This window comes from Pigmentiphaga sp. YJ18 (assembly GCF_038066655.1).
GTDB lineage: Bacteria > Pseudomonadota > Gammaproteobacteria > Burkholderiales > Burkholderiaceae_B > Pigmentiphaga.
Genome location: NZ_JBBUKU010000005.1, coordinates 119,079 through 135,799 on the forward strand (window position 1 = coordinate 119,079; position 16,721 = coordinate 135,799).

Below are 16,721 nucleotides of genomic sequence, written 5' to 3' on the forward strand. Positions count from 1 at the left end.
GGCAATATGCATGCCATGGTGCGCCGCGTATGTCCGGCGTTGCGCCGGGTTTGTAACGACATTCTTCCCACGCGCCGCGTGGAAGCCTTTGATCACCAAAAGAGAAACACCATGAGCCCTAGCGATTCCTACCAGCCCAACGATGCCGTGCTGGCCCTGGCCAGCAAGCTGTTCGATCTCGCCCGCGAGGGCGAAACGGAAACGCTGGCCGCCTACCTCGCGGCCGGCGCGCCGGCGGACCTGACCAACCAGAAGGGAGACAGCCTCATCATGCTGGCCGCCTACCACGGCCATGCCGCCACTGTCCGGGCACTGCTGGAACACGGCGGCGATCCCAACCGCGTCAACGACCGGGGACAGAGCCCGCTGGCGGGGGCCGTGTTCAAGGGAGAAGAAGAAGTGGTGCGGGCGCTGCTCGACGGTGGCGCCAATCCCGACCTGGGCTCGCCGTCGGCGCGGGAAACCGCGAACATGTTCGGGCGGGCCGAACTGTTCGGCCGCCCTAATTGAATCCGGGACGGAACGCCGGTGTCAGGCGGCCGCGCGACGCGTGCGGCCCGCCTGCCATAGCAGGGGTATCAGCACGATCGCCACGGCCGGATACAGCAGCCAATTGATGGTTTCCCATCCCGAGGCGTTGAGCAGCCGGCCCGACGAGAACGACGCGATGGCCACCGAGCCGAACACCAGGAAGTCGTTCAGGGCCTGCACCTTGGTGCGCTCTTCGGGCCGGTAGCAGTCGGTGACCATGGCGGTGGCGCCGATGAAACCGAAGTTCCAGCCCACGCCCAGGAACACCAGCGACAGCCAGAAGTGCCCCACGCTCAGGCCATGCAGCGCGACCGCGCCGGACACCGCCATGAGCAGCAAGCCGGCCATCGTCACCCACTCCTTGCCGAAGCGCGTGATCAGCCTGCCGGTGACGAAGCTCGGCCCATACATCGCCAGCACGTGCCACTGGATGCCCAGCGCGGCCTCGCCCACCGTGTGGCCGCACGCCACCATCGCGATGGGCGCCGCCGTCATGACGAAACTCATCATCCCGTACGAGACGATGCCGGCGACCACCGCCACCACGAAGCGGCTCGAGGACGCGATCTCGCGCAGCGGCCGCCCACCGCCCTGCTCGGCCGCGGGACGCACCGATCCGCGCAGCAGGAGCAGCACCGGCAGCGCCGCCAGCGCCAGCACGGCCTGCCCGAGGAAGCTGCCGGCGAAGGGGATGCCGCCGATCGCATCGCGCGTCCAGATCACGGTCTGGGGCCCGATGACCGCGCCCACCAGCCCGCCCACCATGACCCAGGAAATCGCCCGCGCCTTGAAATTGGCGTCGGCCCCGTCGGTCGCCCCGAAGCGATAGCTCTGCACGCACGACCCGTAGGTGCCGGCGATGGCGGTGGCGACGCAGAACAGCGCGAACATGCCGGTGGTGATGCTGTAGGCCGCCAGCAACCCGGCCACGCCGCCGATCACCGCGCCCAGCATGTAGGCGGCACGGCGCCCCAGCCTGCGCATCAGCATGGCCGCCGGGATCGTCCCCAGCGCCAGGCCGAGGTTGTAGAGGCTCACGGGCAGCGTCGCCAGCGACTTGTCGGTGGCCAGCATCTGCCCCACCAGCCCGCCCAGCGAAATGACGATGGCGGGGTTGGCCCCGCCCAGCGACTGCGCACAACTGAGCACCAGCGCATTGCGGCGCACATCCTTCTCGGTCAATGCATTCATGCTCGTACGCGGGCGTTCCTGATTCGATGTTTTTATGATTCTAGGTTATTTGGACAACCTGCCATGCGGTCCCGGCCAATATCGAGGCGCGCGGCATATACTGCCCGGGCCCGACTCGGCCTCACCCCATGCGCCGCCCCATGACCGCCTCCACCGCCAAACCCCACGTCATCTGGCTCATCGTCGCCGCCGCCTTCTTCATGGAAACGCTGGACGGGACGGTGATCGCGACCGCGCTGCCGCAGATGGCCGCCACCTTCGGCACCAACCCGGTCAACCTCAGCATAGGCATGACGTCCTACCTGGTGACCCTGGCCGTGTTCATCCCCATCAGCGGCTGGGTCGCGGACCGGCTCGGCACCCGCCGCGTCTTCGCCTGGGCGGTCGCCGCCTTCACGCTGGCCTCCATCCTGTGCGCGCTCAGCACCAGCGTCGCGCAGTTCACCGCCGCCCGGGTGTTCCAGGGCATGGCGGGCGCGATGATGGTGCCGGTGGGGCGATTGGCGGTGCTGCGCAACACCGGCAAGGAGGACCTGGTCCGGGCCATGGCCTTCATCGTCTGGCCGGGCCTGATCGCGCCGGTGATCGGTCCGCCGCTGGGTGGTTTCCTGGCCACCTACCTGAGCTGGCAGTGGATCTTCCTCTTGAACGTACCCCTGGGCGTGGCCGGCATCTTCCTGATCCGCGCCTACATTCCCGAATCTGCCCCGCAGCCGCGGCGGCCGCTGGACGTGGCGGGCTTCGTCCTGAGCGGCCTGGCGCTCAGTTTCCTGATGGTCGGGGTCGAACTGCTGGGCTACGGCGGACGGTGGCAGCTGGGCGCCCTGCTCGTCGCCGCCAGCATCGCGCTGGGCGTGGCGCTGGCCGCGCACCTGCGCCGCCATTCTCATCCGCTGATCGATCCCACGATCATGGCCGTGCCGTCGTTCCGCACCGTCATGATCGGCGGCACGATCGCCCGCACGGCGATCAGCGCCATGCCCTTTCTGCTGCCGCTGCTGTTCCAGGTGGGTTTCGGCCTGAACGCCTTCGAGGCCGGGATGCTGTACCTGGCCAGCATGCTGGGCAACCTGGGCATGAAGCTGGGCACGACGCAGGCGCTGCGCCGCTTCGGATTCCGCAACGTGCTGGTCTTCAACGGCGCGCTGGCGGGCGCATCCATCGCGCTGTGCGCCGTGCTGTCTCCCGACACGCCCATACCGCTGGTCGTGGCGATCATGCTGGTGTGCGGCCTGACCCGCTCGATGCAGTTCACCGGCCTGACCTCCATGGCCTTCGCCGAAGTTCCTCACCCGCAGATGAGCAGCGCCAATACCCTGTTCAGCACCACCCAGCAGATGTCCATGGGCCTGGGTATCGCGGTCGGGGCCGTGGTGCTGCACCTGACAGCCGCCGCGCGCGACACCGGCGGCGCGACCTACGACGTCACGGATTTCCGCATCACCTTCCTGGTCGTGGGCCTGCTGGCCCTGAGCAGCCTGCTGAGCTTCGTGCGGCTGCGGCGCGACGCCGGCGCCGAGGTCAGCGGGCACCGGCGCAGCGGCGATGCCGCCTGATCAGTACACGTCGCGCCGATAACGGCCCTGTCCGGCCAGCTCGTCCAGACGGTCGCGGCCCAGGATGCGTTCGAGTTCGGCGGCGACCCCCGCCGCCATGCCCTGCAGGCTGCCGCAGACGTAGATCGCGGCGCCGTCGTCCACCCAGGCCCGCAGGTCGGCGGCCGCGGCGGGCAGGCAGTCCTGCACGTAGCGCGGCCAGCCCGCCGTGCGCGAGAACGCCAGGTCCAGCCGTTCGAGCACGCCCCGCTCGCGCCAGGCCTCGATCTCGCCGCGATGGAAGAAATCGTGCTCGGGCGTACGTTCCCCGAACAGCAGCCAGTTGCGAGGCGCGCCCGCCGCGGCGCGCGCCTTCAGGTGCGCACGCAGGCCCGCCATGCCGGTACCGTTGCCGATCAGGATCATTGGCCGCTCGGGCGGGGGCGGATGGAAGCCGCTGTTGCGCCGCAGCCGTACGTCCACCTGTCCGCCCTGCCGGACGTGCCGGGTCAGCCATCCCGACCCCAGGCCCAGCCGGCCGTCGGGATAACGCATCTGCCGCACCAGGAGTTCCAGGCGGCCGTCGGCCGGCAGCGAAGCGATCGAGTATTCACGATGAGGGACGCGCGCCAGCGCCTCCAGCAACGCCGGAACCGGCAGGCCACGCAGCGCGGCGCGCCCGGCCTGGTCGTGGGGCAGCACCCGGGCCGCCAGCGCATCGCCCAGCGATTGCGTGCCGTCCACCTGCATGGCGCCGTCCAGGCCCAGCGCCGCCAGCAGCGACGCGACCTCGTCGGGGGCATTGCGCGGTCCGATCTCGGCGATGTCGCCGGCCTCCCAGTCCCCTGGCGACGGAGTGGCCGCCACCAGGGCCAGGTGATACGCGGGATCGCCGGGGCTGCCGTCGTTCAGCAGGCGGCGCTCGGCCAGCGTCCAGGGCTGGTAGCTGGGCGCCGCCCAGTCTTCCATTTCCGCGCTCGCCCCCAACACGTTCAGATAGTGCTGCCAGTGGCGCAGCGCCCCCTCGTCGCCGTCGTCCACCAGCACGGGATCGAACAAGGGCTCGGCGCCCTGCCGGTGCAGCCAGTTCGCCAGCGACTGGCCGAAGGCGCAATAGCGCTGGTAGCTGCTGTCGCCCAGGGCCAGCACGCCGTAGCTCAGGCCGGTCAGGGCCAGGTCGCCGGCCAGCGTCTTGCGCGCGAAGCCGGCGACGCTGTCGGGGGCGTCGCCCTCGCCCGTGGTGCTGACCACGAACAAGGCCTTGCGAAAGCGCTGCAGGGCCGAACCGCCCATCTCCGCCAGGCTGGCCAGGTACACGGGCAGCCCCGCCGCCTGGAGCGCCTGCGCGCTGCGCCGCGCGATCTGCTCGGCAAAACCGGTCTGGCTGGCATAGGCCACCAGCAGCGCATCGGCCGCGATCGCACCGCCGGACGGTGCCGCCTCGGCGCGCCTTGCCAAGGCTACCCACAGGCAGAACGCCAGATAGCAGGCAACCACCAGCGCTCCCGTCACCGTCCGGTATGCCGTCGGCGAGAGCGGCAGCACGGCGGCGGCCACCAGGACCAGCGCGACCAGCAGCACCAGCACGGCCACGCCCGCGGGGCGCGCGGATACCGCGCGAGATTTGTCGTTCATTCCATCATCGCCGCGAAATTGGGCGTCATCGTTTCCTGGTATCCCTGGGCCGTGCGCTGCACGAACTGCGCCGCCAGCCCGCGACGCGACGCCCAGCGCAGCCCCTCGTCCGGCCCCATCACCGTCAGCGCCGTCGCCAGCGCGTCGGCCGCCATGCACTCGGGGTGCAGCACCGTGACCGAGACGACGCCGTTGCCGATGGGCGCGCCCGTGCGCGGGTCCAGAGTATGGCTGTACATGCCCTGGCCATCGGAGACGTGGCGCCGATAGTCTCCCGAGGTGGCGATCGCCAGGCCCTCCAGGGCCACCAGCGTGGGCGGCACGGACGATACGCCCGCCGTGTCCCAGGCCCGATCCAGCTCGACCCACCAGGGCGTGCCGTCCGGCTTCACGCCGTGCCCGACCAGTTCGCCGCCTATCTCCACCAGATAGCCGGCCACGCCGGCGCGCCGCAGGCATCGGGCCACGGCATCGACCGCATACCCCTTGGCGATGCCGGACAGGTCCACATAGGCCCCGCCCGGCTGCCGCGCCCGGCGGCCCGCCACGTCCAGCTCGATCCGGTCCCAGCCCACCCGCCCGCGCACGGCCTGGACCTCGTCCGCCGACGGCCGGGCGCACGGTCCTTGCGGCCCGAACCCCCAAAGATCGACCAAAGGCCCCACGGTCGGATCGTAGGCACCTCCGCTTTCGCGGGCCACGCTCAGGGCCTGCTCCAGCACCACGAACAAGTCATCCGGCAAGGCGTGCCAGCTACCCGCCGGCGCGGCATTGAAACGACTCAGGTCCGTATCGTCCCGCCAGTTGCTCATCTGGTCGACGATCCCATCCAGCGTCGCCCGCACCCGCTCTTCCAGGTCCGGCGGCACCCCGCCGTCATCGACCAGCCTGACCGCCCAACTCGTCCCCATCGTCGGCCCGCCCATACCCACCACCCGGGCCTCGCCCCCATACCCCCGCCGCGCCTGCTCCGACACCGCCAAGGGAACGAGCACTCGCCCCTCCCTGCGCCCTGCGGGCGCCCCCCAGGGGGCGAAACCGGCGGACTGGCAGACAGCGGCACCAGACCCAGGATGCGGTGGATCCGGCTCCGCCGGTCCACCCGCATCGCCCCCTGGGGGGCGCCCGCAGGGCGTAGGGGGGGGCATTCTATTCAGGCAAAACCTCGAACGTCGCGATGTAGGTCGAGCGGCGCTCCTTCGCCTTGTCGAAGGTGGTCTTGTCGTCCTTGGTCTCGGCTTCCAGCCAGTACATGCCGGGCTCGGGCCAGGTCACCGTGAATTTGCCGTCGGCATCGGTGCGCGTCTTCATTTCATGCAGCTGGTCGCGGTAGCGGATCCCGCCCGGCACGATGGATACCTCGATGCCGGCCGCGGGCTTGCCGTCCAGCAACAGCCGGAAGCTGGCCTCTTCCTTGGCGAACAAATCGTTCGGATGGGTGATGGGAGCCAGTTCCAGCCCCCCGCCGGTGGGCTTGAGCACCGTCTCGGTCGGCTTGCCCACGGTCACGAAGGTCTCCAGGCGGCTGTTGGACTGCGTGACCCGCAGGTCCTGCGCGTCGGCCGGCACCTCTTGCGCGAATTTCTCCGCCGTGCCGCGCCAGCGCTTGTTCTTGCCGTTTTCCTTGTACGACGCGAACACACCGTTGTTGACCACCGCCATCTTGTAGGTGCCGGTCTGGGTCAGGTGCACATCGAAGGTGCTGCGATAACGTCCCGTGGACTGGTTCTCGGCCTTGGCGGCGGCGCCGTCGGGAGCGGTCACCGACAGGTTGTTCAGTTGCAGCGGGAAATGCTCGAAGTAGAAGAGATCGTTGGACACCGCGGCGTCCACCGTCACCCAGGGATCCGCGCCCGACATGACCGTGGCCGAGGGCAGCATCCACATGCGGTGCGCCTGTGCCGACAGGGGCAGGCTGAACGCCAGGGCCAGCGCGGCCCATTTGAGAGACATCTTCATGTTCTTTTCCTCGGAAGGGGTTGCTAGGAAAGAGTTGCCAGGGAATCAGGGTTTGGTTTCCAGCGCGACGCGGCCCAGCTCGTGCTGGCCACGCGCCTCGCCCTTCTCGGGCGCCCGAGGCGGCCACTGGAACGGGATGCGCAGCAATTCGCGGCCACCGACCTCGCGCGCGGCCTCGACCACCAGTTCGTACTTGCCTTCGGCCAGCTTGCCCAGGGGTGCCTTGCCGTCGCTGAACACCAGTTGATGCTCGCCCACGGGCCGCGTGGCACCGCTGATGCCGTCGGCGGGCATGGTCAGCTCGCGGCCGCTGCGGCGCCACCACTGGCGCATGTCCTTGAGCCACTTCGTACCTTCGTCGTTCTTGAGCTTGACGTCGTACCAGACGGCCAGGTTGGTGGCCACCTTCTGATCCGGCCCCTCCACCCACACCGCCACGTACGGACGGTGGTACTCGGCCACGTTCAGCCGGGGGATCTCGATCCTTACCGACAGGTCGGCGGCCTGGGCCTGCCCGACCATCAGGCCGGTGACGGCCACCGGGATCAATGTACGCATAGCCAGAACCTCTTCAATGAATGAATACGAATGCCAGGAACAGCGGCACGGCGACGCCCAGCGCCACCATGGGCCAGGTGACGGGCCGGTTGCGGGAATGGATCTGCAGCAGGAAGAAGCCGGTCACGCAGAACACCAGGCAGGCGACCGCGAAGACGTCCAGGAACCACTTCCAGGCCTCGCCGGTGTTGCGGCCCTTGTGCAGGTCGTTGAAATACGAGATCCACCCGCGGTCGGTGCTCTCGTACTTCACCGCGCCGTCGGGCAGCTCGACACTCAGCCAGGCATCGCCGCCCGGTCGCGGCAGGGAAACGTAGATCTCGTCGGGCGACCATTCGGCCACCTGGTCGCCGATCGCGATCGACAACTGGGCTTCCAGCCATTGCCGCAGCGCGGCCGGCAGCGGCGCCTTGTCGGCCCCGCCTTCCGGAGCCAGCGCGCGAGCCAGTTCAGCCGGCACCTGCGCTTCTCTGGAAACGACGCGGGGATGGGCTTCGATCTGGGAGGCGTGATTGAGCGTGATGCCCGTGGCGGCGAACAGCAGCATGCCGACGAGACAGATCGCCGAGCTGATCCAGTGCCATTGATGCAGATGCTTCAACCAGAATGAGCGACGCTTCTGCTCCAGGAAGCGATCCGACTGTTTGTCCATACGACGGTGCGCGGCACTGCATGCTTGAGATGATTAAGATCAATAATGATAACAATTCTCAAGCACTGTAGCCAGCGCCCGCCCGGCGCGCCCTCCAGGCGCGGGCGCGGCGTCCCCCCGCCGCCGCCCTTGCCGCGGGACTTACTTCGAGTCTTCCAGGCGCACGCCCACCTTCAGGGCCACCTGCCAGTGCGCGATCTTGCCGTCCTCGATGTGGCCCCGCACCTGGGTGACCTCGAACCACGCCAGATGGCGCATCGTCAGGGCCGCGCGATCGATCGCGTTGCGGATCGCGTCGTCGCTGGACTTCGTCGAGGACCCGACCAATTCGAGCTGCTTGTACACGTGTTCCGACATCGTCGTCTCCTGGTTGCCTGGGGTGCCGGCCAGCAAAGGCCATGCCCGGCGCCGTGGCGGCGCCGCAAGCCGGCCAGACCACCTTAGTCCAAGCTGCGGACATGAATCAAGCTATCCTATGGCACCGCCCGCCGCCCCCCTGCCCGCCGACCGTGGACCACAGAAAAACGCTGAACATCACCCTTTGGCTCGTCGCCATCGGTCTCTTCATGCAGACGCTGGACACCACCATCGTCAACACGGCGCTGCCGGCGATGGCGGCCAGCCTGGGCGAGAGCCCGCTGCGCATGCAGTCGGTAGTGATTTCCTACGCGCTTACCATGGCCGTGCTGATACCCGCCTCGGGCTGGCTGGCCGACCGCTTCGGCACGCGCAAGGTGTATTTCTCGGCCATCGTCCTGTTCACGCTGGGCTCGGTGCTGTGCGCGGTCTCCCAGGACCTGAGCCAGCTCGTCGCCTCCCGCGTGGTCCAGGGGGCCGGCGGCGCGATGCTGATGCCGGTCGGCCGGCTGGTCATCCTGCGCAGCTTCCCCCAGGAGCGGCTGCTGCCCGCGCTGAGCTTCGTCGCCATACCGGCCATGGTCGGCCCCATGATCGGCCCCGTGTTGGGCGGCTGGCTGTCCGAGCAGTTCTCCTGGCACTGGGTGTTCCTGATCAACATTCCGGTCGGCGTGGCGGGCGCAATCGCCACGCGCACCTTCATGATCGACAAGCGCGAGACGCAACGGGCCGCCTTCGACGGCGTGGGCTACGGCCTGCTGGCCTTCGGCATGGCGGCCATCTCGCTGTCGCTGGACGGGTTCTCGGGCCGCGCCACGGGACACGCCACCGTCGTGCTCATGCTGGTGTTCGGCCTGATCAGCATCGTCACCTACTGGCTGCGCGCGGGCAGGCAGGCCGCCCCGCTGTTCTCGCCCGCCCTGTTCCGCATCCACACGTTCACGATAGGCCTGCTGGGCAACCTGTTCGCGCGGCTGGGCAGCAGCGGCATGCCCTTCCTGCTGCCGCTGCTGCTGCAGGTCAGCCTGGGCTATTCGCCCACGCACTCGGGCCTGATGATGCTGCCCGTGGCTGCGGCCGGCATGCTCAGCAAGCGCCTGGCGACCTCGCTGATCACCCGCTACGGCTATCGCCACGTCCTGGTGGTCAACACGGTGCTGGTCGGCCTGACCATCGCCTCGTTCTCGCTGGTCGACGCCTCGCATCCGGTCTGGGCCCAGGTGGTGCTGATGGCCTTCTTCGGTGCGGTGAACTCGCTACAGTTCACCGCCATGAACACGCTGACGCTGAAGGACCTGGGGCAACAAGGCGCCAGCAGCGGCAACAGCATCCTGTCCATGATGCAGATGCTGGCGATCAGCCTGAGCGTGACGGTGGCCGGCGGCATCCTCTCGGCCTTCAGCCACTTCGTGGACCACGGCGCCCCCCAGGACGCGCTGGCGGCCTTCCACGCCACCTTCATCTGCATCGGCCTGCTCACGGCCGCATCGGCATGGATCTTCTGGCAACTGTCGCCCGACGTGCCGCGCGAATCCAAGAAGGATGACTCGCTGGACCTGGGGTAACGAAGGGCGACGGCCGCGTCGTATAGAATCGACCCTTTTGCGCGGCCCGCCATGTGGTTCAAGAATCTACAGATCTATCGCCTTCCCGCCCCCTGGCCCATGACCGCCGAGGGGCTCGATGAACTGCTCAGGCCCCAGGTCTTCGGCCCCGGCTCCAGCCTGGAACTGCAGACGCAGGGATGGGCGCCCCCGCTCGAGAACGGCAGCCTGCTGGCCCACGGCGTGAACGGCCAGTTGCTGATCACGCTGCGCACCGAGAAGAAACTGCTTCCGACCACCGTCATCAACCAGGTGGCCAAGGCCAAGGCCCAGGAAATCGAAGAGCAGCAAGGCTTCAAGCCCGGCCGCAAGCAGATGAAGGAGATCAAGGAAAACGTCAAGGAAACGCTGCTGCCGCGCGCCTTCAGCATCCTGCGCGACACCCGCGCGTGGATAGACACGCGCAACGGCTGGCTGTGCATCGACGCCTCCTCGGCGGCGCGCTGCGACGAACTGCTGCAGCTCCTGAACCGGGCCATCGACAAGTTCCCGCTGGCCAACCTGCACGTGCAGACCTCGCCCGCGGCCGCCATGACGGAATGGCTGGCCGGCGGCGAAGCCCCCGCCAACTTCACGATCGACCAGGACACCGAACTGCGCTCCACCGGCGAAGGCCGGGCCACGGTGCGCTACGTGCGGCAATCCATCGAAGCCGAGGACGTGCGCCGCCACATCGAGGCCGGCAAGCAGTGCACCCGCCTCGCGATGACCTGGGCCGACCGCATCTCGTTCGTGCTGAGCGAATCGCTGGCCATCAAGCGCATCGCGCCGCTGGATGTGCTCAAGGAAAACGCCGACGCCCTGGCGCAGAACGACGCCGAGCGCTTCGACGCCGATTTCACGCTGATGTCCGGCGAACTGGCCAAGCTGATCGCCGACGTGGTCGACGCCCTGGGGGGCGAGGCCCCGACGATGCGCTGACGGCCGCCGGGGCGGCGCGCCGCGCCGCCCTACGAGCGTGGGGCGCTCCAGGCCGCCAGGGCCGGCGCCAGCGCGAACAGGCCGAACAGCCAGGCGGCCGCGGTGCGGGCGCCTTCGATGCCACCCGGGTCGGCCAGGCCGGCGGCATTGGCCACCATGCCGGCCACGGCCGATCCCAGCGCGATCGCGTAGAGTTGCAGGGTGGTCACCGCGCCCGACGCCAGATTCTCCTGGCCCGGGGGCGCCGAGCGGAACACCCGCGTGACCAGGTGCGACCAGCACATGCCTATGCCAAAGCCCACCCCGGCCAGCGCCAGGCACAGCGCGGCGAACGCCACGTCGCCCGATTCGCCCTGCGGCACCAGCACGGCCAGGGCGGCCAGGCCCACCGTGGTCACCACGGGCCCGCCACGGACCAGGCGCACGACGGCCGCGCCGGTGCGTCCCGAGAACATCAGCGAGGCCAGCGTCCAGCCGCCCGCCATGACCGCCGTCAGGTAGCCCGCCACGAGCGGCGTCTGGCCGTGCAGGGTCTGCAGGAAATACGGGACGAAGATCTCGCTGGTCAGGCCGATGATCAGCATCGCCATCGTCAGGTAGCAGGCGCCCAGCACCGTGCGGGTCGAATAGGCGCCCGTGGGCATCAGCCGCGACGAGGCCTTCACGTCCAGCCGCCCCATCCACGCCACCAGCGCCAGCCCCACCGCCACGCCCGCGGCGTTCCAGGCCAGTTCATGCGAGAGGCTGCCCACCGACACCACCATCACCGAGCACGCCAGCAGCGCCAGCTTGCCCCAGGGCACGCCCGCCGCCGCCGACGACGAGGCGGGCGCGGTGGCCGGCACCAGCCTATAGACGATAGCCGCCAGCGCGGCGGCCACCGGCAGCAGCGACAGGAAGGCCGGCCGCCACCACCCCAGCGAGGCGAACAGCCCGCCCAGGGCCGGCCCCGACAGCGTCGCCACGCCCCACATCGCCGAGACGAAAGCCAGCGCGCGCGGCCACAGGCGCGATTCGTACACCATTCTGATCAGCGCGTACGACAAGGCCAGCAGCACGCCGCCGGCGAGCCCCTGTACGGTCCGCCCGGCAAGCAGCCACCACATGGCCGGCGCGGTGGCGCAGATCAGCGATCCCAGGCAGAACAGCGCCAGCGCGCCCAGATAGGCGCGGCGCGGCCCCATCCGGTCGATCAGCCGGTAGGACAGGGCCGAACCCAGGATGGACGCCACCACGAACAGCGTCGTGCTCCAGGCGTAGTAGGCCAGCCCACCGATGCTGTGCACGATGGTGGGCATGATGGTGGTGACGACGTAGACGTTGATGGCGTGGAGCGCCACGCCACCGGCCAGCGCCAGCGACCGCAGCGCGTTGCGGCCGGTCATGAGTTCGAAGGGAGAAGACGTTTCCTGGGAGGAAGGCATGCGTAGGTCCGTAGACGCGCGCACTCAACGTGCGACCAGCGAGCGGACCGGATTGTAAGGGCGGACCGGCAGGCTGTGGCCCACGGGCAGAACGTCGGAGAATTCCAGCGAGGCGCCTTCGTGCACTTCGCGGAAGGTGTTGGCCCCGTACAGGTTCTTGCCCTGCACGTAGTACACGCCATCGATGGCCGACGGCGAACGGACATCGCGCCCCAGCCGGTTCGCCAGCCAGCGCGACATTTCGAAATGGCTGATCCAGCCCGCCTGCCGCATGGATTCGGACACGGACTCGGGCGCCTCGCGGCTCCAGGACAGCACCGGGACATCGGCCACTTCGGGCTCGATCACGTTGTGCCCCCACATGCCCCGCGTGCCCAGCAGCTGCCCATGGTCGCCGGTGATCACCAGGTGGCGCTGGCCCGGCAACTGGTCGAATTCGTCCAGCATGCGGTCCAGCAACGCATCGAGATACAGCACGGAATTGTCGTAGGCGTTGCGCTGGCGCACCGCGCGTGGCTGGTCATGGCTGTCCGGCCAGTGCGCATAGCGGTCCCGCGCATGCGCATAGTTGGCCTCGTAGGGAGCATGCGTCGAGCGCAGCAGGACCACGACGAAAGTCTTCTTCGGCCACACCTGCTCCCGCAGCAGCGACAGGATCGCCTCGTCGCCCTGCCTGCGGAAGCGGGCGGGCTCGTCCTCGCGCGTGATGGACACGTCGACGTAGCGGCTGCCCACGTCGTTGAGCAGCTTGGACTCCTGGGACGAGATCCAGTAGGTCGTGAAGCCCGCCTCCTTGGCGAACTTGAACAGGTTCGTGGACAGGCCCCGGATCTGGTCCAGCTGGCCGGGCTCGCGCACGGCGTTCATGATCAGCGGCATGCTGGCCGCCGTGGAGACGGCTGCCGCCACCCCATGGCGCGCGACCAGCCCCTGCTCCATGCGCCGCGCCAGGTTGGGCGTCGTATCCCGCTCGTAGCCCATGATGCCCAGGTGCTCACTGCGCAGCGAATCGGCCACGAACAACCACACGTGCTGCGCATCCGAGGGGAATGGCACGACCTCGGGCCGGGTCGCGGCCGCCACCGGAGCCGGCGCCGCGTGGAGCGATCCGCGCAGGACGTTGTGCACCAGGAAGAAGCTGAAGGTGTTGAGCGAGTTGTGCAGGCCGCTGCGGGTGGGGCCCGGCAGGAAGGAATTGAGATCGCGGTAGGTGGCGCGGTAAGGCTTGGACAGCAGGCCCGCGGCCACCAGCATCACCCCCAGCGCGCGCTGCCAGCGCCGGACGTCGGACCGCATGCAGGTCATGAACAGCCACCATGCGGCCAGATACGGGATCAGCACCGCGAACAGCACGTGGACATGGTCGCGGAAATCGGCCAGCGCCACTTCCCGGACGTCTCCGAACTCGGAAAACAGGCTGGCCAGCACGACGGGATCGAGCGGCCGGCCGGCGTAGGAAATATGGCTGAGCTGGACCAGTTCCATGCCGCCCAGCAGCACCAGGATGCAGGTCACGAACACCCGGCTGCCCGACAGCCACAGTCCCAGGTTGAAGGCCAGCAGCGCCGCGAAATAGTTCAGTTCGAAATCGGCCTGGTTGGCGACCGTGAACCATTGCTGGATCCAGTCGTCCAGCATCAGCAGCGACGTGGTCAGCAGGACCAGCGCTCCCCGCAGGGCAAGGTGCCGCCAGTTCCACATCCCGGGCCGGAGCGTCAGGGTCAAGTCAGTCGTCGTCATTCGCACTCGATCAAGCGGCCCGCGGCCTTCCTACGTGAAAAACGGCGTCCAGCCGTAACCGGGCGCCGTTCTGCTGCGAGCGGTAGACCCACCCCGGGAAAACCGCAAGCTTAACTCAGTTCACCCCTGCCGCGAGAGGGGGAATTCCCCTCGCGCCGGCCGGGGTGCCGGCCTTATGCCGCGTTGGATTCGGGCTGGCTGTCCTTGCCGCGATTGTTGACCACCATGCGGGCACCGCCCAAGATGGCAACCAGCGCCAGCGGGTAGACCAGCCACTGCACCCACGCGTGGGCCTGGAACCAGGGCTTGACCAGGGGCTCGCCCATCACCATCTTGGCCGCGGTCACGACCAGCACGCCGGCGCCGATGTAGATGATGGCCGGATAGCGTTCCATCAGGCGCAGGATGAGGCGGCTGCCCCAGACCATGATGGGCACGCTGATCAGCAGGCCCAGCACCACCAGCAGGAAACTGCCGTGCGCCGCGCCGGCCACCGCCAGCACGTTGTCCACGCCCATGACCGCGTCGGCGATCACGATGGTCTTGATGGCGGCGACGAAGCTGGTGTTGACCGAGCCGCTGCCGTGCTCGTCCTCTTCGGCGGTCAGCAGCCGGTACGCGATCCACAGCAGCGCCAGGCCGCCCACCAGCATGAGGCCGGGAATCTTGAGCAGCCAGACCACGGCCAGCGTCATCAGCGTACGGACGACGATGGCGCCGACCGTGCCCCAGACGATGGCCTTTTTCTGCAAGGCGGGAGGCAGGTTGCGCGCGGCCAGCGCGATGACGATGGCGTTGTCGCCCGCCAGCACGATGTCGATGACGACGATGGACGCGAGCGCGAACAGGAATTGGGTGGTGAAAATTTCTGCGGCGAAAGCCGAAAGCCATTCCACGAGTGGTTCTCCAGAGAAGTTGACGGCCTCTGCTGGCAACAGGAATCACTGGGGGACGGGAGTACCCATGCAGGACCTGAGGCCAGGCTGCAAAGGTCTTGTTCAATCACCGGGCGGTGATCCGCACGACCGGAGGAAGCGGACTTCCACGTATTGACGATCGTACGAAAGAGCCTGTTGGGCTCTCGAACTACTCCCCTTTGGAGGAACATGCCATAGACATGTCAGCCGGCATTTTCGCCCGGGGTTCGGCTTCGCGTCAACATCGGGGGATACCCCAAGAAAATGCCGAAAACGGGACCGCCCGGGCCCCGGCAAGCCGCGCCCCCGGGCCATCCGCTTCGTATATGCTTGGCTTCTCGGCCGACTCCGGCCGGCATCCAGGTGGAAAATCCCATGTCCGTCGCCTTTCCCGCCATCGAAGCGGCCGCCGCGCTGCTTGCCGGCCACGCCCACCGCACGCCCGTGCTGACCTCGCATACCGTCGACGCCCGCACCGGGGCCTCGGTCTTCTTCAAGTGCGAGAACTTCCAGCGCATGGGCGCCTTCAAGTTCCGCGGCGCCTATCACGCGCTGGCCCGGCTGGCGGATGATGCGCGCCGGCGCGGCGTGGTGGCCTATTCGTCCGGCAACCATGCCCAGGCCGTCGCGCTGGCGGGCCGGCTGCTGGGCATACCGGCCACCATCGTCATGCCGTCGGACGCGCCCCAGGTCAAGCTCGAAGCCACGCGCGGCTATGGCGCCCGCGTGGTGCTGTACGACCGCGCCACGCAGCGGCGCGAGGACATCGCGGCCGAACTGGCCGACCGCGAAGGGCTGACCACCATCCCGCCCTTCGATCATCCGGACGTCATCGCCGGCCAGGGCACCGCCGCGCTGGAGCTGCTGCGCGAGACCGGGCCGCTGGACTACCTGCTGGTGCCGTGCGGCGGCGGCGGATTGCTGTCGGGATCCGCCATCGCGGCCAACGCCTGCGCCCCCGGCATCCGGGTCATGGGCGTGGAGCCGGCCGCCGGCGACGACGTCACCCGGTCGTTCCACAGCGGCACGCTGCAATCGGTCGACAACCCCGATACCATTGCCGACGGCGCGCGCACGCAGTCGGCGGGCCGGTACACCTTCCCGCTCATCCAGTCCCACGTCCACGACATGCTGACAGTGACCGACGACGAACTGCTGCGCGCGATGTTCTTCCTGATGGAGCGGATGAAGTTCGTGCTCGAACCCACCGGCGCTCTGGGCGCGGCCGCGCTGCTGTCCGGCAAGGTCGATGCGCGCGGCAAGCGCGTGGGCATCATCGTCTCGGGCGGCAACGTCGACCTGTTCGCGCTGGCGCCCTACCTGGCCAAGGGGCGCGCCGCCTACGGCGCGTAGTGCGCCATGCCGATGGCCGGGGCAACCGGCGCGGCCGCCTCGGCGTGCGCGGGGCGGAACGTCACGATGGCCATCAGCAGGATCGCAAGCGCGAGGTCGCGCCGGGGCGTCTCGTAGGGCTGCGAGCGCAAGCGCCGGAAGCCCCACATGACCAGCACGATGAAGCCCCCCATCAGCGCCGCCGCCAGGAACGAGCCGGCATACTGCGCCAGCACCGGCAGCCGTTCGCTGAACGGCCCTTCGGGCAACGGCCCGCGCAGCGCGCTGGACACGAGGAACATCAGTCCCAGCGCCCCGGCCAGCGCTCCCCACGACAAATCCCGACCGACGAAAACCTTCACGAC

At 68.7% G+C, this 16,721-nt stretch carries 16 protein-coding genes; 5 read left to right on the forward strand and 11 right to left on the reverse strand.

Going from position 1 to position 16,721, the window contains the following annotated elements; translation table 11 throughout:
• Window positions 1–111: 111 nt before the first annotated feature.
• Window positions 112–510, forward strand: coding sequence for an ankyrin repeat domain-containing protein (locus tag WKR98_RS25475; RefSeq protein ID WP_341435013.1), 399 nt, complete (start codon window positions 112–114; stop codon window positions 508–510).
• 21 nt (window positions 511–531) lie between these two features.
• Here WKR98_RS25475 and WKR98_RS25480 read toward each other — a convergent pair whose 3' ends face one another.
• Entirely contained in the window at window positions 532–1,722 is a 1,191-nt protein-coding gene (locus tag WKR98_RS25480; protein WP_341435014.1) for an MFS transporter, read from the reverse strand.
• A 140-nt stretch (window positions 1,723–1,862) separates the two neighbouring features.
• Here WKR98_RS25480 and WKR98_RS25485 point away from each other — a divergent pair, with 140 nt between their 5' ends.
• Window positions 1,863–3,278, forward strand: coding sequence for an MFS transporter (locus WKR98_RS25485; RefSeq protein WP_341435015.1), 1,416 nt, complete (start codon window positions 1,863–1,865; stop codon window positions 3,276–3,278).
• Here WKR98_RS25485 and WKR98_RS25490 read toward each other — a convergent pair whose 3' ends face one another.
• The 6 genes from WKR98_RS25490 to WKR98_RS25515 form a co-directional block, all read right to left on the reverse strand.
• Window positions 3,279–4,892: a sulfite reductase subunit alpha gene (locus tag WKR98_RS25490; protein ID WP_341435016.1), complete on the reverse strand. Its 1,614-nt coding sequence runs from the start codon at window positions 4,890–4,892 to the stop codon at window positions 3,279–3,281. It abuts the gene before it with no gap.
• Entirely contained in the window at window positions 4,889–5,887 is a 999-nt protein-coding gene (locus WKR98_RS25495) for an FAD:protein FMN transferase (protein ID WP_341435017.1), read from the reverse strand. The genes WKR98_RS25490 and WKR98_RS25495 overlap by 4 nt, the downstream gene beginning before the upstream one ends.
• A 154-nt stretch (window positions 5,888–6,041) precedes the next feature.
• On the reverse strand, window positions 6,042–6,845 hold the full coding sequence (locus tag WKR98_RS25500; protein WP_445936167.1) for a DUF4198 domain-containing protein: 804 nt from the start codon (window positions 6,843–6,845) through the stop codon (window positions 6,042–6,044).
• Window positions 6,846–6,896: 51 nt separating this feature from the next.
• The gene (locus WKR98_RS25505) at window positions 6,897–7,409 is read right to left on the reverse strand and encodes a DUF2271 domain-containing protein (protein ID WP_124688809.1); all 513 of its coding nucleotides are present in this window, start codon (window positions 7,407–7,409) and stop codon (window positions 6,897–6,899) included.
• A gap of 13 nt (window positions 7,410–7,422) precedes the next feature.
• Window positions 7,423–8,061 (reverse strand): PepSY-associated TM helix domain-containing protein, encoded by a 639-nt coding sequence (locus tag WKR98_RS25510; RefSeq protein WP_124688808.1) that lies wholly within the window; start codon window positions 8,059–8,061, stop codon window positions 7,423–7,425.
• Window positions 8,062–8,202: 141 nt separating this feature from the next.
• On the reverse strand, window positions 8,203–8,418 hold the full coding sequence (locus tag WKR98_RS25515; protein ID WP_124688807.1) for a dodecin: 216 nt from the start codon (window positions 8,416–8,418) through the stop codon (window positions 8,203–8,205).
• Window positions 8,419–8,519: 101 nt separating this feature from the next.
• On the opposite strand from WKR98_RS25515, the gene mdtD reads away from it, so the two are divergent.
• Window positions 8,520–9,983, forward strand: coding sequence for a multidrug transporter subunit MdtD (mdtD, locus tag WKR98_RS25520; RefSeq protein ID WP_445936162.1), 1,464 nt, complete (start codon window positions 8,520–8,522; stop codon window positions 9,981–9,983).
• Between the two features lie 51 nt (window positions 9,984–10,034).
• The gene (locus tag WKR98_RS25525; RefSeq protein WP_124688805.1) at window positions 10,035–10,943 is read left to right on the forward strand and encodes a recombination-associated protein RdgC; all 909 of its coding nucleotides are present in this window, start codon (window positions 10,035–10,037) and stop codon (window positions 10,941–10,943) included.
• A 29-nt stretch (window positions 10,944–10,972) separates the two neighbouring features.
• On the opposite strand, the gene WKR98_RS25530 is transcribed toward WKR98_RS25525, so the two are convergent.
• The 3 genes from WKR98_RS25530 to WKR98_RS25540 all read right to left on the reverse strand — a co-directional run bounded on the left by WKR98_RS25530 (window position 10,973) and on the right by WKR98_RS25540 (window position 15,003).
• Complete coding sequence (locus WKR98_RS25530; RefSeq protein WP_124688804.1) at window positions 10,973–12,367, reverse strand: MFS transporter; 1,395 nt, start codon at window positions 12,365–12,367, stop codon at window positions 10,973–10,975.
• A 24-nt stretch (window positions 12,368–12,391) separates the two neighbouring features.
• Entirely contained in the window at window positions 12,392–14,107 is a 1,716-nt protein-coding gene (locus WKR98_RS25535; RefSeq protein ID WP_124688803.1) for a sulfatase-like hydrolase/transferase, read from the reverse strand.
• Between the two features lie 173 nt (window positions 14,108–14,280).
• Window positions 14,281–15,003, reverse strand: coding sequence for a TerC family protein (locus WKR98_RS25540; protein ID WP_124688802.1), 723 nt, complete (start codon window positions 15,001–15,003; stop codon window positions 14,281–14,283).
• A 396-nt stretch (window positions 15,004–15,399) separates the two neighbouring features.
• Here WKR98_RS25540 and WKR98_RS25545 point away from each other — a divergent pair, with 396 nt between their 5' ends.
• Window positions 15,400–16,377, forward strand: coding sequence for a threo-3-hydroxy-L-aspartate ammonia-lyase (locus tag WKR98_RS25545; RefSeq protein ID WP_341435020.1), 978 nt, complete (start codon window positions 15,400–15,402; stop codon window positions 16,375–16,377).
• Here WKR98_RS25545 and WKR98_RS25550 read toward each other — a convergent pair.
• Window positions 16,365–16,718, reverse strand: a complete 354-nt coding sequence (locus WKR98_RS25550) for a hypothetical protein (protein WP_341435021.1) — start codon at window positions 16,716–16,718, stop codon at window positions 16,365–16,367. The two genes, WKR98_RS25545 and WKR98_RS25550, sit on opposite strands and share 13 nt — an antisense overlap.
• Between the last annotated feature and the right edge of the window lie 3 nt (window positions 16,719–16,721).